Source organism: Streptomyces sp. NPDC031426, from assembly GCF_055581585.1.
This window is the reverse complement of the sequence record NZ_JBVIJE010000017.1, coordinates 126,154-138,702: the sequence shown is the minus strand read 5'-3', so window position 1 is coordinate 138,702 and position 12,549 is coordinate 126,154. Positions and strand designations below refer to the sequence as shown.

13 protein-coding genes and 1 pseudogene are annotated in these 12,549 nt (G+C 71.4%); 5 read left to right on the top strand and 9 right to left on the bottom strand.

The window, feature by feature from the left end; genetic code table 11:
• Positions 1–60 precede the first annotated feature (60 nt).
• The gene (locus ACZ5NH_RS30405) at positions 61–810 is read right to left on the bottom strand and encodes an SDR family oxidoreductase (RefSeq protein WP_468779686.1); all 750 of its coding nucleotides are present in this window, start codon (positions 808–810) and stop codon (positions 61–63) included.
• A gap of 128 nt (positions 811–938) precedes the next feature.
• Here ACZ5NH_RS30405 and ACZ5NH_RS30400 point away from each other — a divergent pair, with 128 nt between their 5' ends.
• Complete coding sequence (locus ACZ5NH_RS30400) at positions 939–2,249, top strand: hypothetical protein (RefSeq protein ID WP_468779684.1); 1,311 nt, start codon at positions 939–941, stop codon at positions 2,247–2,249.
• Between the two features lie 24 nt (positions 2,250–2,273).
• Here the strand turns inward: ACZ5NH_RS30400 and ACZ5NH_RS30395 are convergent, their stop codons facing one another.
• Positions 2,274–2,813: a CGNR zinc finger domain-containing protein gene (locus ACZ5NH_RS30395; RefSeq protein ID WP_468779753.1), complete on the bottom strand. Its 540-nt coding sequence runs from the start codon at positions 2,811–2,813 to the stop codon at positions 2,274–2,276.
• A gap of 113 nt (positions 2,814–2,926) precedes the next feature.
• Between ACZ5NH_RS30395 and ACZ5NH_RS30390 the strand changes: the two genes are divergently transcribed.
• The gene (locus ACZ5NH_RS30390; protein WP_468779682.1) at positions 2,927–4,129 is read left to right on the top strand and encodes an MFS transporter; all 1,203 of its coding nucleotides are present in this window, start codon (positions 2,927–2,929) and stop codon (positions 4,127–4,129) included.
• Between the two features lie 36 nt (positions 4,130–4,165).
• Here the strand turns inward: ACZ5NH_RS30390 and ACZ5NH_RS30385 are convergent, their stop codons facing one another.
• Both ACZ5NH_RS30385 and ACZ5NH_RS30380 read right to left on the bottom strand, forming a co-directional pair.
• On the bottom strand, positions 4,166–4,717 hold the full coding sequence (locus ACZ5NH_RS30385) for a mycothiol transferase (RefSeq protein ID WP_451555680.1): 552 nt from the start codon (positions 4,715–4,717) through the stop codon (positions 4,166–4,168).
• Positions 4,718–4,816: 99 nt separating this feature from the next.
• Positions 4,817–5,332, bottom strand: a pseudogene (locus ACZ5NH_RS30380) (GNAT family N-acetyltransferase).
• 90 nt (positions 5,333–5,422) lie between these two features.
• On the opposite strand from ACZ5NH_RS30380, the gene ACZ5NH_RS30375 reads away from it, so the two are divergent.
• Positions 5,423–6,379, top strand: coding sequence for a tetratricopeptide repeat protein (locus ACZ5NH_RS30375; RefSeq protein ID WP_388631506.1), 957 nt, complete (start codon positions 5,423–5,425; stop codon positions 6,377–6,379).
• 143 nt (positions 6,380–6,522) lie between these two features.
• Here the strand turns inward: ACZ5NH_RS30375 and ACZ5NH_RS30370 are convergent, their stop codons facing one another.
• Positions 6,523–7,173: a hypothetical protein gene (locus tag ACZ5NH_RS30370; RefSeq protein WP_468779679.1), complete on the bottom strand. Its 651-nt coding sequence runs from the start codon at positions 7,171–7,173 to the stop codon at positions 6,523–6,525.
• Positions 7,174–7,479: 306 nt separating this feature from the next.
• Here ACZ5NH_RS30370 and ACZ5NH_RS30365 point away from each other — a divergent pair, with 306 nt between their 5' ends.
• The gene (locus tag ACZ5NH_RS30365) at positions 7,480–7,968 is read left to right on the top strand and encodes a GNAT family N-acetyltransferase (RefSeq protein WP_468779677.1); all 489 of its coding nucleotides are present in this window, start codon (positions 7,480–7,482) and stop codon (positions 7,966–7,968) included.
• Between the two features lie 28 nt (positions 7,969–7,996).
• Here ACZ5NH_RS30365 and ACZ5NH_RS30360 read toward each other — a convergent pair whose 3' ends face one another.
• From ACZ5NH_RS30360 to ACZ5NH_RS30345, 4 genes are all read right to left on the bottom strand, one after another.
• Positions 7,997–8,566: an aldo-keto reductase family protein gene (locus tag ACZ5NH_RS30360; protein ID WP_468779675.1), complete on the bottom strand. Its 570-nt coding sequence runs from the start codon at positions 8,564–8,566 to the stop codon at positions 7,997–7,999.
• A 189-nt stretch (positions 8,567–8,755) separates the two neighbouring features.
• Positions 8,756–9,712, bottom strand: a complete 957-nt coding sequence (locus tag ACZ5NH_RS30355) for a MerR family transcriptional regulator (RefSeq protein WP_468779673.1) — start codon at positions 9,710–9,712, stop codon at positions 8,756–8,758.
• A gap of 243 nt (positions 9,713–9,955) precedes the next feature.
• Positions 9,956–10,354: an ACT domain-containing protein gene (locus tag ACZ5NH_RS30350; protein WP_468779671.1), complete on the bottom strand. Its 399-nt coding sequence runs from the start codon at positions 10,352–10,354 to the stop codon at positions 9,956–9,958.
• An 84-nt stretch (positions 10,355–10,438) separates the two neighbouring features.
• A complete protein-coding gene (locus ACZ5NH_RS30345; protein ID WP_468779669.1) occupies positions 10,439–11,596 on the bottom strand; it encodes an erythromycin esterase family protein in 1,158 nt (385 codons plus the stop codon).
• A gap of 103 nt (positions 11,597–11,699) precedes the next feature.
• Between ACZ5NH_RS30345 and ACZ5NH_RS30340 the strand changes: the two genes are divergently transcribed.
• The gene (locus tag ACZ5NH_RS30340; protein ID WP_468779667.1) at positions 11,700–12,431 is read left to right on the top strand and encodes a TioE family transcriptional regulator; all 732 of its coding nucleotides are present in this window, start codon (positions 11,700–11,702) and stop codon (positions 12,429–12,431) included.
• Positions 12,432–12,549 lie beyond the last annotated feature (118 nt).

Here is a 12,549-nt window from a genome sequence, read left to right as displayed (position 1 = left end):
CGGTCCGGCGGTTCAGAACGGGGTGCCCCGGGGCTCGGGAGCACGGCGCGCCCCGCTCGCTCACGCCGCGTACCCGCCGTCCACGGAGAGCTCCGCTCCGGTCACGTACACCGCCTCCGGCCCCGCCAGATAGGCCACGGCGGAGGCCACCTCCTCGGCTGTGCCGAAGCGGCCGAGGGCAGTCATGGCCGCCTGAGCGGACGCGAAGGGACCGCCGGCGGGGTTCATGTCGGTGTCGGTCGGGCCCGGATGTACCACGTTCGCCGTGATCCCGCGCTCGCCCAGCTCGCGGGCCAGTGCCTTTGTCAGCCCGACGACGGCCGACTTGCTCATCGCGTACAGGGTGGCGCCGGGGCCCGGCGCGTGATGGGTGATACAGCTGCCGACGGTGATGATCCGGCTGCCGGACGCCATGAGCGCGGCAGCGGCCTGGGCGGCCAGGAACATCCCGCGGATGTTCACGGCGATCAGGCGGTCCACGTCGGCGAGGGTCAGGCTTTCCAGCGGCTGCATCAGCCCGACGGCCGCGTTGTTCACCAGGATGTCCAGGCCTCCGAGTGCCTCGGCCGCACGTTCCACCGCGCCCGCCGCCTCCTCCGCGTCCGCGGCGTCGGCGCGCAGGGCCACCGCCCGCCGCCCCAGGGCCTCGACGGCCCGCACCACGTCCTCCGCCGCTTCCTTCCCGTGCACATAGGTCACGGCCACATCCGCGCCCTGCCGCGCCAGGCGCAGTGCCGCCGCCGCACCGATGCCCCGGCTGCCGCCGGTGACCAGGGCCTTCTTACCGCCAAGGGGTGCCTGTGAAGTCATGCCTCCATCTCACCGGCGAGGCGAGAGGAAGGCTGGCGGCGAACGGACCTCGACCTGAGGAAGAACGGCGTTGTCAGTGGCGCGTCGTAGTGTGCCGAGCATGACCGTTCCCGGAGGCGATGGGGGTGATGGTGGTGCGCAGGCCGGTCGAAGGAGAAGTCCACGTCCACTACGGCCAGCTCTACGTCGAGAGCGATCCGAAGAGTTACGGCCCGGACCTCGCCGAGGCGTTCGCAGGCCAGGGTTCCGGGCTGTGCGGCGCGGCGATTCCCGGGACCTTGTGGCTGACGACCGGACTGCATACGGGTCACGTCGGCTTCACCGTCGAAGTGCACGACGAGGCCCCGCCGTTGGACCCGGACTGGGAGGACGTCGTGGAGGTGTCCTTCCGGCGGGTCTCGGACAGTACCGCGCTCGTGCTGTGGGGAGGCGAGGGCTCCTGGGAGCTGGACCTGGAGGAGACCGACTACCGGGTCCGCTACAGCGCCAAGGGCGTGGACGCGGCACACGAGGAGGACACCCGACTCGACGACGAGCCGCAACTGGACCGCTATCTCCTGCAGTTCTGGCCCGCACCACCCGCGCCGGACCGTGTCCTGCGGCAGACCTCGAAGATGGCGGCGTACTGGCACGACTACGCCCGTCGGCTGCCGCCGCCTCCCACACCGGCCGAACGCGCCGAGGCGCTGCGCCAGGCCCGCCTCAAGCAAGAACAGGCGGACAGAGAACGTGAACTTGCCTACGAACGCTGGGAGTGGGGCGGGCGCTCACCGAGCCCGGCGCTGCGCGCCGTCGGCGGAAACGTGCGCGGCCTGCTCGCCTTCGACACTGCGCTCGTGCACGCCATGGACGCGGCGGGCCCCGTCACACAGCGGGCGGTGGCCCTGCTGGCCGCGCGCCGCGCGGGCGAGGCGGCGGGGCTCGTGGAGCTGGACTGGATCGCCGCGGGACTCACCGCCGTCGCCGAGGGCCGGCCGCTGCCACCGCCGCTGGACGACGGGGACCAGGTGTGGCGGGCCCTCGAAGGCGACCCGAGGGTCCCGGACCGGACCGTCGGCCAGGCCGTGCCGCCCGAGCGCCCGCCGTTCGAAGCACCGGCGCCGGACTGGGCCGAGGTGTCCTTGCCGATTCCCGAGTCCGAGCCCACGGCGCACGGTCCCGCGGCCGACCGGGCGACGGCACCGACGCCGTCCGAATGGCCGGTACCCGAGCCCACGGGAGCGACGCAGTACACCGTGTGCGTCACGATCGGCGAGCCGAGACCGTCGCTGCCCGTCTCACAGCCGCACATGGCCGTCCCCGCACTGCTCGGCGCCGCGGATCCCGACCCGCTGCGGGCGGCCCTCGACGCGGTGTACGCGGGCATCGCCACGTACGGCGAGGACTACCCGGCCCTGCTCCGGGAGGTCTGGTCGATGTGCGAGGGCAGCGGCTCCTAGCCGTCGGGCCGTGGTGTCCGCGCCTCAGGTGGTGTGCAGCCGCGGCGAGTTGGTGCGGCTCCTTCGCGCGCTGCGGTGGGCCGCGACCCGTTCGCGGGTCGCGCAGCGCCGGGAGCAGTAGCGGCGTTGGGGGCCGGGGCCCTGGGTGACGAAGACGTTCCGGCAGGCGACCGACGCACAGATCCTTCCGGGCGGGAGTTGGCGGTCCCAGACGAGTACGGTCAGGGCCAGGCAGGACGAGGCGAGGAGCCACTCACCCCAGGGAGCGTCGTCGTCGCGATCGAGGTGGGGATGCCAGGGCGTGTCGCCACCGTGTGAGGTGAGTCGGAGCGGCCCGGTGTGTTCGCCGAGCAGTCGATTGAGGACGGCGGCGGCCTCGTCGGCGCCCTCGGCGGCGAAGACCTCTCGCAGCCGGTCCGCGGCCTCCCGCATCTGCGCGACATCCCGGGAGGTGAGGTGCACGGGGCCCGTCTCGCCGTAGGCGAGCAGCACCTCCGCCACATGGCCCGGGTGGGGGCGGTCCTCGGCGAGGGCGTTGACGAGAGCGGCGGTGCGGCGGGCCATGGTCAGGACGGAGTGCCGGGCGGACCATTCGCCGTCGGTGCCGTTGCTGGGGGACACCAGCGCACTGTAACGCATATTGCGGAGTTTTGAGTTACCTCCGTAACGTCGCTCGGGTGACCAGGCGTTACGTGCTGACCAGGTATTTCGCGGGGGCGACGATGGCCCGCGTCGGGGACGAGATGTCGGGACCGGCGCTGATGCTGGCGGGATACGCGGTCGCCGGCTCGGCCTCCGAAGCGGCGGCGTTGCTCGCGGGCATCACGGCCGCGGCGGCCGCAGGCGGCCCCGTGCTGGGCGCGGTGCTCGACAGGCAACGGCGGCCGGGACGGCTGCTGGCCGCCGCGCTCGCCTTCTACGCCACCGGCGTGGGGGTGATCCTCGTGGGGCTCGGCAGGCTCCCGTTCGCCGTCACCGTGCTGATCGCCGTCCTGACCGGCCTGCTGGGGCCGGCACTGTCGGGCGGCTGGACGGGTCAGCTGCCGAGGGTGGCGGCAGCGGACCGGCTGCCACGGGCCAACGCGCTCGATGCCATGACCTTCGGCGTGGCGAGCCTGTCCGGTCCGGTCCTCGCCGGTGGCCTGGCCGAGGTGCTGGGGGCGCCGACGGCCGTCGTGGTGTCCGCGGCGCTCATCGGTTCGGCGGCACCGGCGGCGTGGACCCTGCCGGCGCCTTCCGCGCGGGTGCGGGAGCGGCAGCCCGGTGCGCTGATCGGTGACCTCGCCGCCGGAACGCGGGTCATCGTGGGCAATCCCCGGCTGGCGCGGGCGACCCTGGCCTCGGTCGTGTGCTGTGCCGCGCAGGGCATGCTGACGGCCTGCGTGCCGCTGCTGGGAGAACGAGTCCTCGGCGCGGCGGGGCGCGGCGCGCTGCTGCTGTCCTGTGCGGCCGTCTCGGCCCTGGTGGCCAACGCCGTAATCGCACGATTCCCGCAGCACGTCGCGCCCGACCCGGTCATCTGGGCCGGCGCCCTGATCCAGGCCGGCGCGTTCGCCTTGGCGGCGACAGGCCGCCCGGCCGTGCTCGTCGTGGCCCTGCTGCTGGCCGGGATCGGTGAAGGGCCGCAGCTCACCGCCCTGTTCGCGATACGCCACCGGGAGGCTCCGGACCGTCTGCGCGGCCAGATCTTCACCACCGGCGCCAGCCTGAAGATCACCGCCTTCGCCATGGGCGCGGCGATCGCAGGCCCCCTGGCGACCTGGTCCCTTCCCGGCACACTGGCAACCGCAGCGGGCGTGGCGGCCTGCGCGGCGCCGGCCTTCTTCGCCGTACCACTGCACGCCGGCGAAGCGTCCGAAGAGTGTTTCCGGCCAGGCTGATCTGCGCTGTAGCGGGGGCGGCACAGCCGCCGGGAGTCACACGCCGACCGCGCCGTCGATCCGTTCGCGGATCAGGTCGGCGTGTCCGTTGTGACGCGCGTACTCCTCGATCATGTGGATGAGCACCCAGCGCAGCGAGACCGTGCCGCGCCAGGGGTCGTGGCCCTCGATGTCGAGGTGCGAGGCCTCGGCGACGAACGCCTCCGCGAAGGCGACTTCGGCCCGCCAGGCCGCCCAGGACTCCGCGACGACCTCGGGGTCCTGGGCGGCGCCGTCGAAGTCGCCCTCGGGCACGTCCGTGGAGGAGAAGCGCAGTTCGACGTCGTGCCCGGCGAGCACGGCCCGGAACCAGCGGCGTTCCACGTCGGCCAGGTGCCGGACGAGGCCGAGCAGGGAGAGCGAGGAGGGGGACACGGACCGCAGGGCCAACTCCGGCCCCAGCCCGGAGCACTTCAGCTTCAAGGTGGCGCGCTGGGCGTCCAGCACGGCCACGAGCACGCTTCGCTCGTCACCGGTCGCGGGGCCCGTGAACCGGTGCTCGCTGCCGGTGCCGGTGAACAGTTCGATCCGTCGGTCGGGAATCTTCATGGCCACATCATGGGCGCCGGGCGACGGTCACCGGAACCCGCGGTGGGGCTCCGATGCGCCCGCCTCCGACCCACTCATTGATCACGACTCCGCACAGGCCTAGCCCGCCGTTGCGTCCGGCCGGGCGGTGAAGTCCGACAGACTGCGGAGATACGACAGACCGGGGCGGCCGGAGAGCCGGGTCTCGCCGACGACGGCGAACCCAGAACGGGCGAGTACGGCCCGCGATGCCGCATTGTCGAGGTGGTCGCGGCACGCAGGGCCGTCAGCCCGTAGCGGTGGGCGGCCAGGTGGCAGATCTCCCGCACCGCCCAGGTGGCGATCCCCCGGCCCGCGGCACGTTCTGCGATCCGGTACCCGAGGTCGGCGCCGCCATCCGCGACGTCCACGAGATTGAATGCGGCCCAGCACCTCGCTCCCTTCGTCCACCAGCACATGGAAGAAGCCGAGACCGGCCTCCTCCTCGGCGAGCAGGGCACGGAGCCGCTCGTCGAACCGGGCGAAGTAGTCGCCACCCCGGTCGGGGACGGACGCGGCGAAGTAGGCCCGGTTCTGCTGCTCGAAGGGGCACAACGCGGGGGCGTGAGCCGGACGGAGCGGCTGTATCTCGGGCATGGACGGGAATATGGGCAAGTTGTACGTGTAAAACCATAACGATCTCGGCCGAGACCTTGCGCGCCCACGGATCCGCCCTAGCCTCCGCACATGGCATTTCTTTCCAGTCGCCGCAGAAGGGCCCGCCTTGCTCCCGAGCTCGATGACCAGGACCTGGGCAAGCTGCTGAAGTCACTTGTGGCGACCACTAGGACCGGCACCATCGCGACCACCGAACTGTGTGTGGCGCAGATGTCCCGCCTCCTGGGGCAGGACCCCGGCGACTGGGACCGCCGGACGCATCGTATGGACGTACTCGCGGGGTACCTCGTCGGATCGCATCTGCCGCGGTCGTGGGTCACGCGCGAGCCCCGCAATGTGGACGCACTCGTCCTGCAGGCCTGGACCCAGGTCGCGCAGGCCCGCGCACAGGGGTACCTGGAGGACCCCGCCGGCGCGGTCGATGTCTGTCTGCGCGCCGCCGAACTCGCCCCGGAGGACCCCACTCCCTGGGTGGCCCTCCTCGCCGTGGCCCGCCTGGACCGCCGGGAGCAGTCGCAGGTTTTCGGGCTGTGGAACGAGGTGCTCGCACGCGATCGCTGGAACCGCGAGGCGTATCTGAACATGCTGGCCTACCTCAGCCCGGACGAGGCCGGATCGCGCATCCAGGTCCTGGAGTTCGTGGACACCCTGCGCGCCCGCATGCCCGCCAACGCGCCGTGCGTGGCGACCGAACTCACCGCCCAGGTCCACCAGTACCACGCCATCCTCGACCGCGGCGGGCTGGAGGCGCTGGTCGCCCGGAACCACTGGTCCCAGCTCATGGCCACACAGGCCCTCGACCGGGCGGCGCACACGTGGACCCAGCCGGGGTTTCTGCGCCATGCCAAGGCGCTTGCCGACCTCAACCTCCTCGCCTACGCCCTGGTCGCCGCGGACCGGCGCGCCGAGGCGGGCTCCGTCTTCGAGCAGATCGGTGGTGTCGTCACCGCGTGGCCCTGGCAGACCGGCGGCGATCCGGTGACCGAGTTCGACCAGACCCGGCAGAGGGCCACGGCCGGTTTGTGAGTCGTGGTACCACTTTCTGATTCATCGTCAATTCGAGCGAACAACCGTGCGCTGGGCGGAGCGGGAGAGTCAGATGCGCTGAATCGCCCCGTCCGGACCCCGTTGACACTTGTCGATGGGGGACGGGGCGATGTCGCCACGGCTCATTCGGCCGCGTCAGGCCGGGACTCATCCGGGTTCGACGCCGCCGAATCGGACGCGGGGGTGAGGGTGTAGAAGACGGACGAGCCCTGCTTGGTGCGCTGGGCGGAGTTGCGGGCCACTAGGTTCTCCAGAGTGGTGCGGATGACCTTGGTCTGGATCTCCCGCTCGGGATGTGCCTTGTCGAGCGCCTCGGTGACCTCCGCCGCGGAGCGGGGCTCCTGCTGTTCGGCAAGGTGGCGGCGGACCAGTTCGATGAGGGTGAGCTGGGCCGACTGGGCGGTCGCCTTCTTCGCCGAGGACTTCGTCGCCGCAGGCTTCTTGGCGGGCTGCTTCTTGCTCCCGGACTGCTCCGGAACCGCCTTCTTCGGCGATCGGCGCGTCCCGGACTCGGTGCCGGACTTCGTGCGCGGGGCGGGCACCACGGCGCCCTCGGCCGGGGCGGGTGTGCTCACCGGGGTGGCGACACCGAGTGCCTGTCGCATGTTCACCAGGATCGTCTGGTCGTGCTGCAGGGCGGCCAACTGCTCCTGAAGCGCCGAGATTTCGGCGGTGATGCGTTCCTGCTCCTTGACGTTGTGCTCGAGGTCGTTGGTCACCTGGCTGACGTACTGGGAGGTCAACTCGGTGACGGGGGCGGTGGGCTCAGGCATCTGTGGCTCCAATCGTGACTCTGGTGCGCTCCGTCGCCCGCGGTTGCGGCAGGCGGGGAGCGGGAGTTGTCCTGCGGGTCCCCCGACACATGGATGATACGGATGGTCCGGCGGGTTTCCACTGAGTGAACCCTGTGCGTTGCGCCTCGATGTGCCGTTCTTCCGTGTGCCGTCGCACCCCTGTGCCATCCCTGTCGCCCAACGTGTCCCCCGGGAGCCACCCGGCGCGACACTTCCCATGGCTGGACGCGGCCGACCGGTGGTCCCCGGAGCCGGCCCGAATTCCGCCGCGCTAGCATCGCGATCATGGCGGACTGGGAGATGCGTCCCGCATCGGCGGCGGACGTCGAGGCGGTGGCCGCGCTGCGGGCCGTGGTGCTCAGAGCGGACCTGGAGCGTCTCGGGCGGTACGACGAGTACCGGGTGCGGCAGCGGCTGCGGGACGGGTTCGCACCGGAGCACACCTGGGTGATCGAGACGGGCGGAGTCCTGGCCGGATGCGTGGCGCTGCGGCCGGCGGACGACGCGCACTGGCTGGAGCATTTCTACCTGGACCCGAGCCTGCAGGGCCGGGGCATCGGATCGGCCGTGCTCCGGCTTCTGTCGGAGTGTTGCGACCGCGACGGCACCCGGATCCGGTTGAACGTGCTCCGGGGCAGCCGGGCCCGACGGCTCTACGAGCGGCACGGATTCGAGGTCGAGACCGAGGACCCGGTGGATGTGTTCATGGTCCGCGAGCCGATGCCCGCCCATGTGTCCGCAGGCCACGTCCGTGGTGCGAACGAAGAGCCATAGCCGCCGAAAGCCGAATGCGAACGGTGTGTCACCCGGCACTCATCCCCGCATCGACGCCCGATCGTCGAGGAGACCTGCCGCGACCAGGGAATGCCATCGCCACATGGGAGAGCGTCACACCATGTGCCTCGCACACGCCAGCGATCTTCCGTGCCTGCCGCAGGACCCCGGTGAGGGCGGGGCATGGTCGAAGGACGCTCCCGGGCGGGACGGGTGTGGCGAGCAGGCCGGAGTGGAAGATCGAGGCGGCGAGGACGGACACCCCGCGTGAGACGCAGGCCGACAGCAGGTCGTCGAGCGTGTTGTGGGCGGTACATGCGGGCCCTGACGGCGCCCACCCCTGCGCACGCAGCTCCGCCGGCGCCGGATACCCCTCGCGCAGCGCGTCCTCGAAGTGCCCGATGCCGTAGCAGGGTGACATGTCGAAGTAGCGGATGCCACAACTCCAGGCGGCCGTCGGCGTGTTCTCGGCGGTGTCGTCGTCGAGCGGCACGAAGAGGCCGCCGAGGGGACCGCCGCCGAAGCCAGTTCCGTGACCTTCACCGCGCTGCGCCCCAGCCGGGTCGTCCTCATCCGGCCGGTCCTCCCTGTACGGCATCCACGCACGACCAACGGAGTGTCGCGCCGCCGGACCGGGCATTCCAGCCGTTTCCCAGCCCTGCACCGGCACCGGCAGCGGCACGCGGCCGTGCACGGAGACACCATGGGCCGTCGCGAGATCCCGCCGAAGAGGGCCGGCACGCTGTAGTCCGGCCGCCGGGCCGGCCTCGGCAGGCCGGTCCGGTGCCTACAGCGGGTTCTCGCGCAGCCAGGTCAGCACCTGCTGGGCGTGCTCGCTCGGCGGGAAGACCGGGTGGAAGACATGCTCGATGACTCCGTCGCGGAGCACGAGCGTCAGGCGCCTGAACAGCCGCATCCCCTCGACCTCGAACGTGGGCAGACCGAGCGCGTCGGCCAGGCCGAGGGCGGGGTCGGAGAGCATGTCGAAGGGCAGTCCCAGCCGCTCCACGACCTCGTGCTGGTAGTCGGTGTCCTGGCTGGACAGCCCGTAGACACGGCCCGCGCCGGCTTCGAGCAGGTCGTGGAAGTGGTCGCGGAAGCCGCATGACTCGGGTGTGCAGCCGCGGGCTCCGGGAATCGAGTTCCAGCCTTCGGGAAGGTCCGTGCCCGGGCGGCCGGTGAGCGGGTAGACATAGACGACCGTGCGCCGTGGGCCGAGCAGGTCCAGGCGGACCGTTCGGCCCGCCGTGTCGAGCAGGGCGAGACCAGGCACCTTCATGCCGGGGAGATGGTCCGCCGCACCGTCGTCCTCGGGGACGGGCAGATCCGCGGGCAGTGTCAGATAGTCCAGGCGTCCGGTGCCGCTTTCCTCGGCCGGTGTGCCACCCCTGCCCCGGTGCGCGGCCGCGTTCAGGTTGGCGATCAGCGTCGCGCGGCGGGCGGTCAGGGACTCGATGCGCCCGGTGAGCTCGTCGATGGCCTCGCGGTAGCTCGCCAGAGAGGCGGGACAGTCGTCCGCGTGCGCCCGTCCGGCGGCCAGGCACTCGAGGAAGGGCCGGGTGCGCTCGACGGGGATACCGAGCCGGTGGAGCGTCCTGATCTCCCGTACGAGGCGTACGTCGTCCTCGCCGTAGTCCCGGTAGCCATTGGCCAGGCGCTCGGGTGTGATCAGCCCCAGCGACTCGTAGTACCGCACTGCTTTGGTCGTCACACCGGCCTGCCGCGCCAGCTCACTGATCCTCATGCCGTTCACCTCGCTCACACGCTAAACCCTGCCCTCAGCGGCAAGGTCAAGGCGTTCCGAGGCGCGGCCCGTCCTCCGTGTCGGCGAACGCCTGGCGCACCCGACTTCGGAACAGCATGGAGACCGACCGCGGCGACAGGGCGGAGAACCGAGCGGCCACGAAGCGACAGCACGAGCCGCACCTCCCAGCGGCCGTCACCGTACGGCCGGGGCACCGCCCACTGCGGCACCGTCATCGACGGGTCAGGAGGAGTCGCGCGCCAGTTGCCGCAGGACGTCCACGGCCTCTTCGGCGCGGTCGTAGGGCACGAAGAGGTGGTCGTGGTGGAAGCCGGCGACGACGTTGCAGCTCAGCTCCGCGTCGGCGAGGGCCCGGGAGACAGCGGCGGTCAGCCCCACCGATGCCAGTGCGGATTGGACCCGCAGGGTGATCCATCCGGCCACATAGTCGTACGCCATCCCCGCCGCGTCCGCGTCCGCCTGGGGCACGACTAGGGTCAGGCCTTCCTGTTCGGCCACCGTCACCACCGGGGTGACACCGGACGGCACGCCGCCCTCCGCCATGGTGAAGACATAGCGGCCCGGATTCAGTTCCGGACGCATGCCGCTGAGCAGTGTCTGCAGATCAGTCTCGCCGGTCACGGCTCCAGCCTACGGGCCGACCGGCCGCTCTCCCCGGAGGCGGGCGGTGCCGGTCATGGCGTCGCCGTCGCCTCCCGGTCGCGATCAGATGCGTGCCGGTGTGCCGGCGGTCGTGCCGTCGCTGATGTGCAGGACCGCGTCCACCGCGTCGAACGTCGCCCGGTCGAGCGGGAAGTAGCCCTGCCGGGGATGTGTGTCCGTCCGCGTGTGGGCGGACGGGGGAGTGGTGGCCGCCTCCAGACCCCAGGTCGGTATACGGCTCTGGAGGAGGCCCTCGTAGGTGTCAGGGGCGGGGTCCTGAAGCCCGAGGGCCTCGCTGCGCCCCAGACTGCCGGCGACACAGACGTACCGCTCGCCCAGCAGGGACGCCACGATGGCACCGGCGCAGAACCACTCGGCGCCCCGGTCGCCCAGCTGCCAGATGCTGAGATTCCGCTGCAGATGGAGGTTGTGCGCGAAGACCAGGGTCGCGCCTCGCCTGTCCTCGGTGCTCCGGATGTCCAGGAGGTTCTGCGCCATGAGCGCGTCGCGGGTGGCGAGCAGGCCGGCGATCCGGGCACTCGGCTCCAGGGGCCGTGCCGACTGCCTGTGGTAGCGCAGCAGGCCGAGGCCGGCGGTGAGACGGGTCCTGGCCCTGAACCACTCGTCGCGTGAGGTCGCCGCGATCAGTTCCGGGGCGCGTGCGTGGAGCGTGGTGAGCATGTCGTCCGCGATCGACCGCAGCCGCTCGGCCTCAGCCGTGGCGCCGGGTGACATTGCGGCGTCCAGGACGGCCTCCGGTCGGCTCCACCGAGAGTCGTCGCCGGTGAGGCCGGCGATGTCGAGGTCGAGTGCCAGGTAGTCGCGGGCGTGTTCCAGATAGGTCCGGGGGCTGGGTGCGCAGGTGTTCTCCAGCGGCGCGTCGAAGCCGTGGAAGGCCAGGCGTTCGGCCGGCGGCCGGTGCCGGTTGTAGTCCCGCATCCAGCCGACCAGCCGCCTGTTGGCGTCCTGCTCCCCGAACCGGTGGGAGAAGCCCTCGCGCATGAGTGCGTCGAGGTTTCCGGCTCCTCCCTGGACGTAGTCGTTCACGGCGAGCGCCGCCACGCGGTCGGTCTCGAGGGCGATCGACCGGAAGCCGTGCCCGGCCAGCCGGGCGAAGAGGTCGTTCCGGATCCGCCCGAAGGCCGGTTCCTGGTGGGTCGGCTCACCCAGTGCCAAAAGGTCGCATGACGGGGTGACGAAGTCTCGGATGTCATGACTCATGAGCCTCAATCGTATCCTTGAAAGAACAATTGAGACTTTGGGAGCCTTCGGCGGTCAGATAGGCCGCTGGTGGCGGTCAGAGCCTGCGGTAAAGTCTCAACCGGTGAGTACCTTGCGACCGGCCGACCTCGCGCGCGAGCACAGCCTCTCGACCCAGGCCGTGCGCAACTACGAGCGGCATGGATTCATCCCGCCCGCCGAGCGCACCCCCAGCGGCTACCGGATCTACACCGAGGCGCACGCGGCAGCGCTCCGCGCCTACCTCTCGCTCGTCCCGGCGTTCGGGTACGCGGCCGGCGGCCAGATCATGAACGCCCTCCACCGGGACGCACTCGACGAGGCGCTCGCGATCATCGACCGTGGCCACGGTCAGTTGCTCCGCGACCGGGACACCCTCGCCGCGGTGCGCACCGCGGTGTCCCACCTGACGGCGGAGTCCGAGGCCACCTTGGCTGCCGCCCGGGATCCCGGTACCCGCACGGTCGGCGAACTCGCGCACCGACTCGGCGTCACACCGGCGACCCTGCGCAACTGGGAGGACGCCGGCATCCTCACGCCCACCCGGGACCCGGCCACCGGATACCGCGTCTTCCATGCCGACGACATCCGCGACGCCGAACTCGCCCACCTCCTGCGACGCGGGGGCTATCCGCTCGACCACATCGCCACCGTGGTCCAGCAGATCCGCACCGCAGGCGGCACGGAGGCACTCGCCTCCTCCCTGGCGGCCTGGCAGCACAAACTCACCGCCCAGGGCCTGGCCATGCTGCACGCGGCCACACAGCTCAACGCCTACCTGACTCATCTCGACAGCCGTATGCCAGGGCCGAGTTGAGGCGATGAGCTTCGCGTTCAACGGTCACCCGGCGATCCTCGTCAACATGGCCGCCACCCTCGATGCCAACTCCCACGGGCGGCTGGAACTCGGCTAGGGCGGTGCCGCCGGTACCCTG

Coding starts and splice junctions, on each gene's coding strand:
- ACZ5NH_RS30400 (WP_468779684.1), top strand. CDS start 939: ATGGTGGTGCGCAGGCCGGTCGAAGGAGAAGTCCACGTCCACTACGGC.
- ACZ5NH_RS30405 (WP_468779686.1), bottom strand. CDS start 810: ATGACTTCACAGGCACCCCTTGGCGGTAAGAAGGCCCTGGTCACCGGC.
- ACZ5NH_RS30395 (WP_468779753.1), bottom strand. CDS start 2,813: ATGGCCCGCCGCACCGCCGCTCTCGTCAACGCCCTCGCCGAGGACCGC.
- ACZ5NH_RS30345 (WP_468779669.1), bottom strand. CDS start 11,596: ATGAGTCATGACATCCGAGACTTCGTCACCCCGTCATGCGACCTTTTG.
- ACZ5NH_RS30360 (WP_468779675.1), bottom strand. CDS start 8,566: ATGCCGTACAGGGAGGACCGGCCGGATGAGGACGACCCGGCTGGGGCG.
- ACZ5NH_RS30365 (WP_468779677.1), top strand. CDS start 7,480: ATGGCGGACTGGGAGATGCGTCCCGCATCGGCGGCGGACGTCGAGGCG.
- ACZ5NH_RS30370 (WP_468779679.1), bottom strand. CDS start 7,173: ATGCCTGAGCCCACCGCCCCCGTCACCGAGTTGACCTCCCAGTACGTC.
- ACZ5NH_RS30375 (WP_388631506.1), top strand. CDS start 5,423: ATGGCATTTCTTTCCAGTCGCCGCAGAAGGGCCCGCCTTGCTCCCGAG.
- ACZ5NH_RS30385 (WP_451555680.1), bottom strand. CDS start 4,717: ATGAAGATTCCCGACCGACGGATCGAACTGTTCACCGGCACCGGCAGC.
- ACZ5NH_RS30355 (WP_468779673.1), bottom strand. CDS start 9,712: ATGAGGATCAGTGAGCTGGCGCGGCAGGCCGGTGTGACGACCAAAGCA.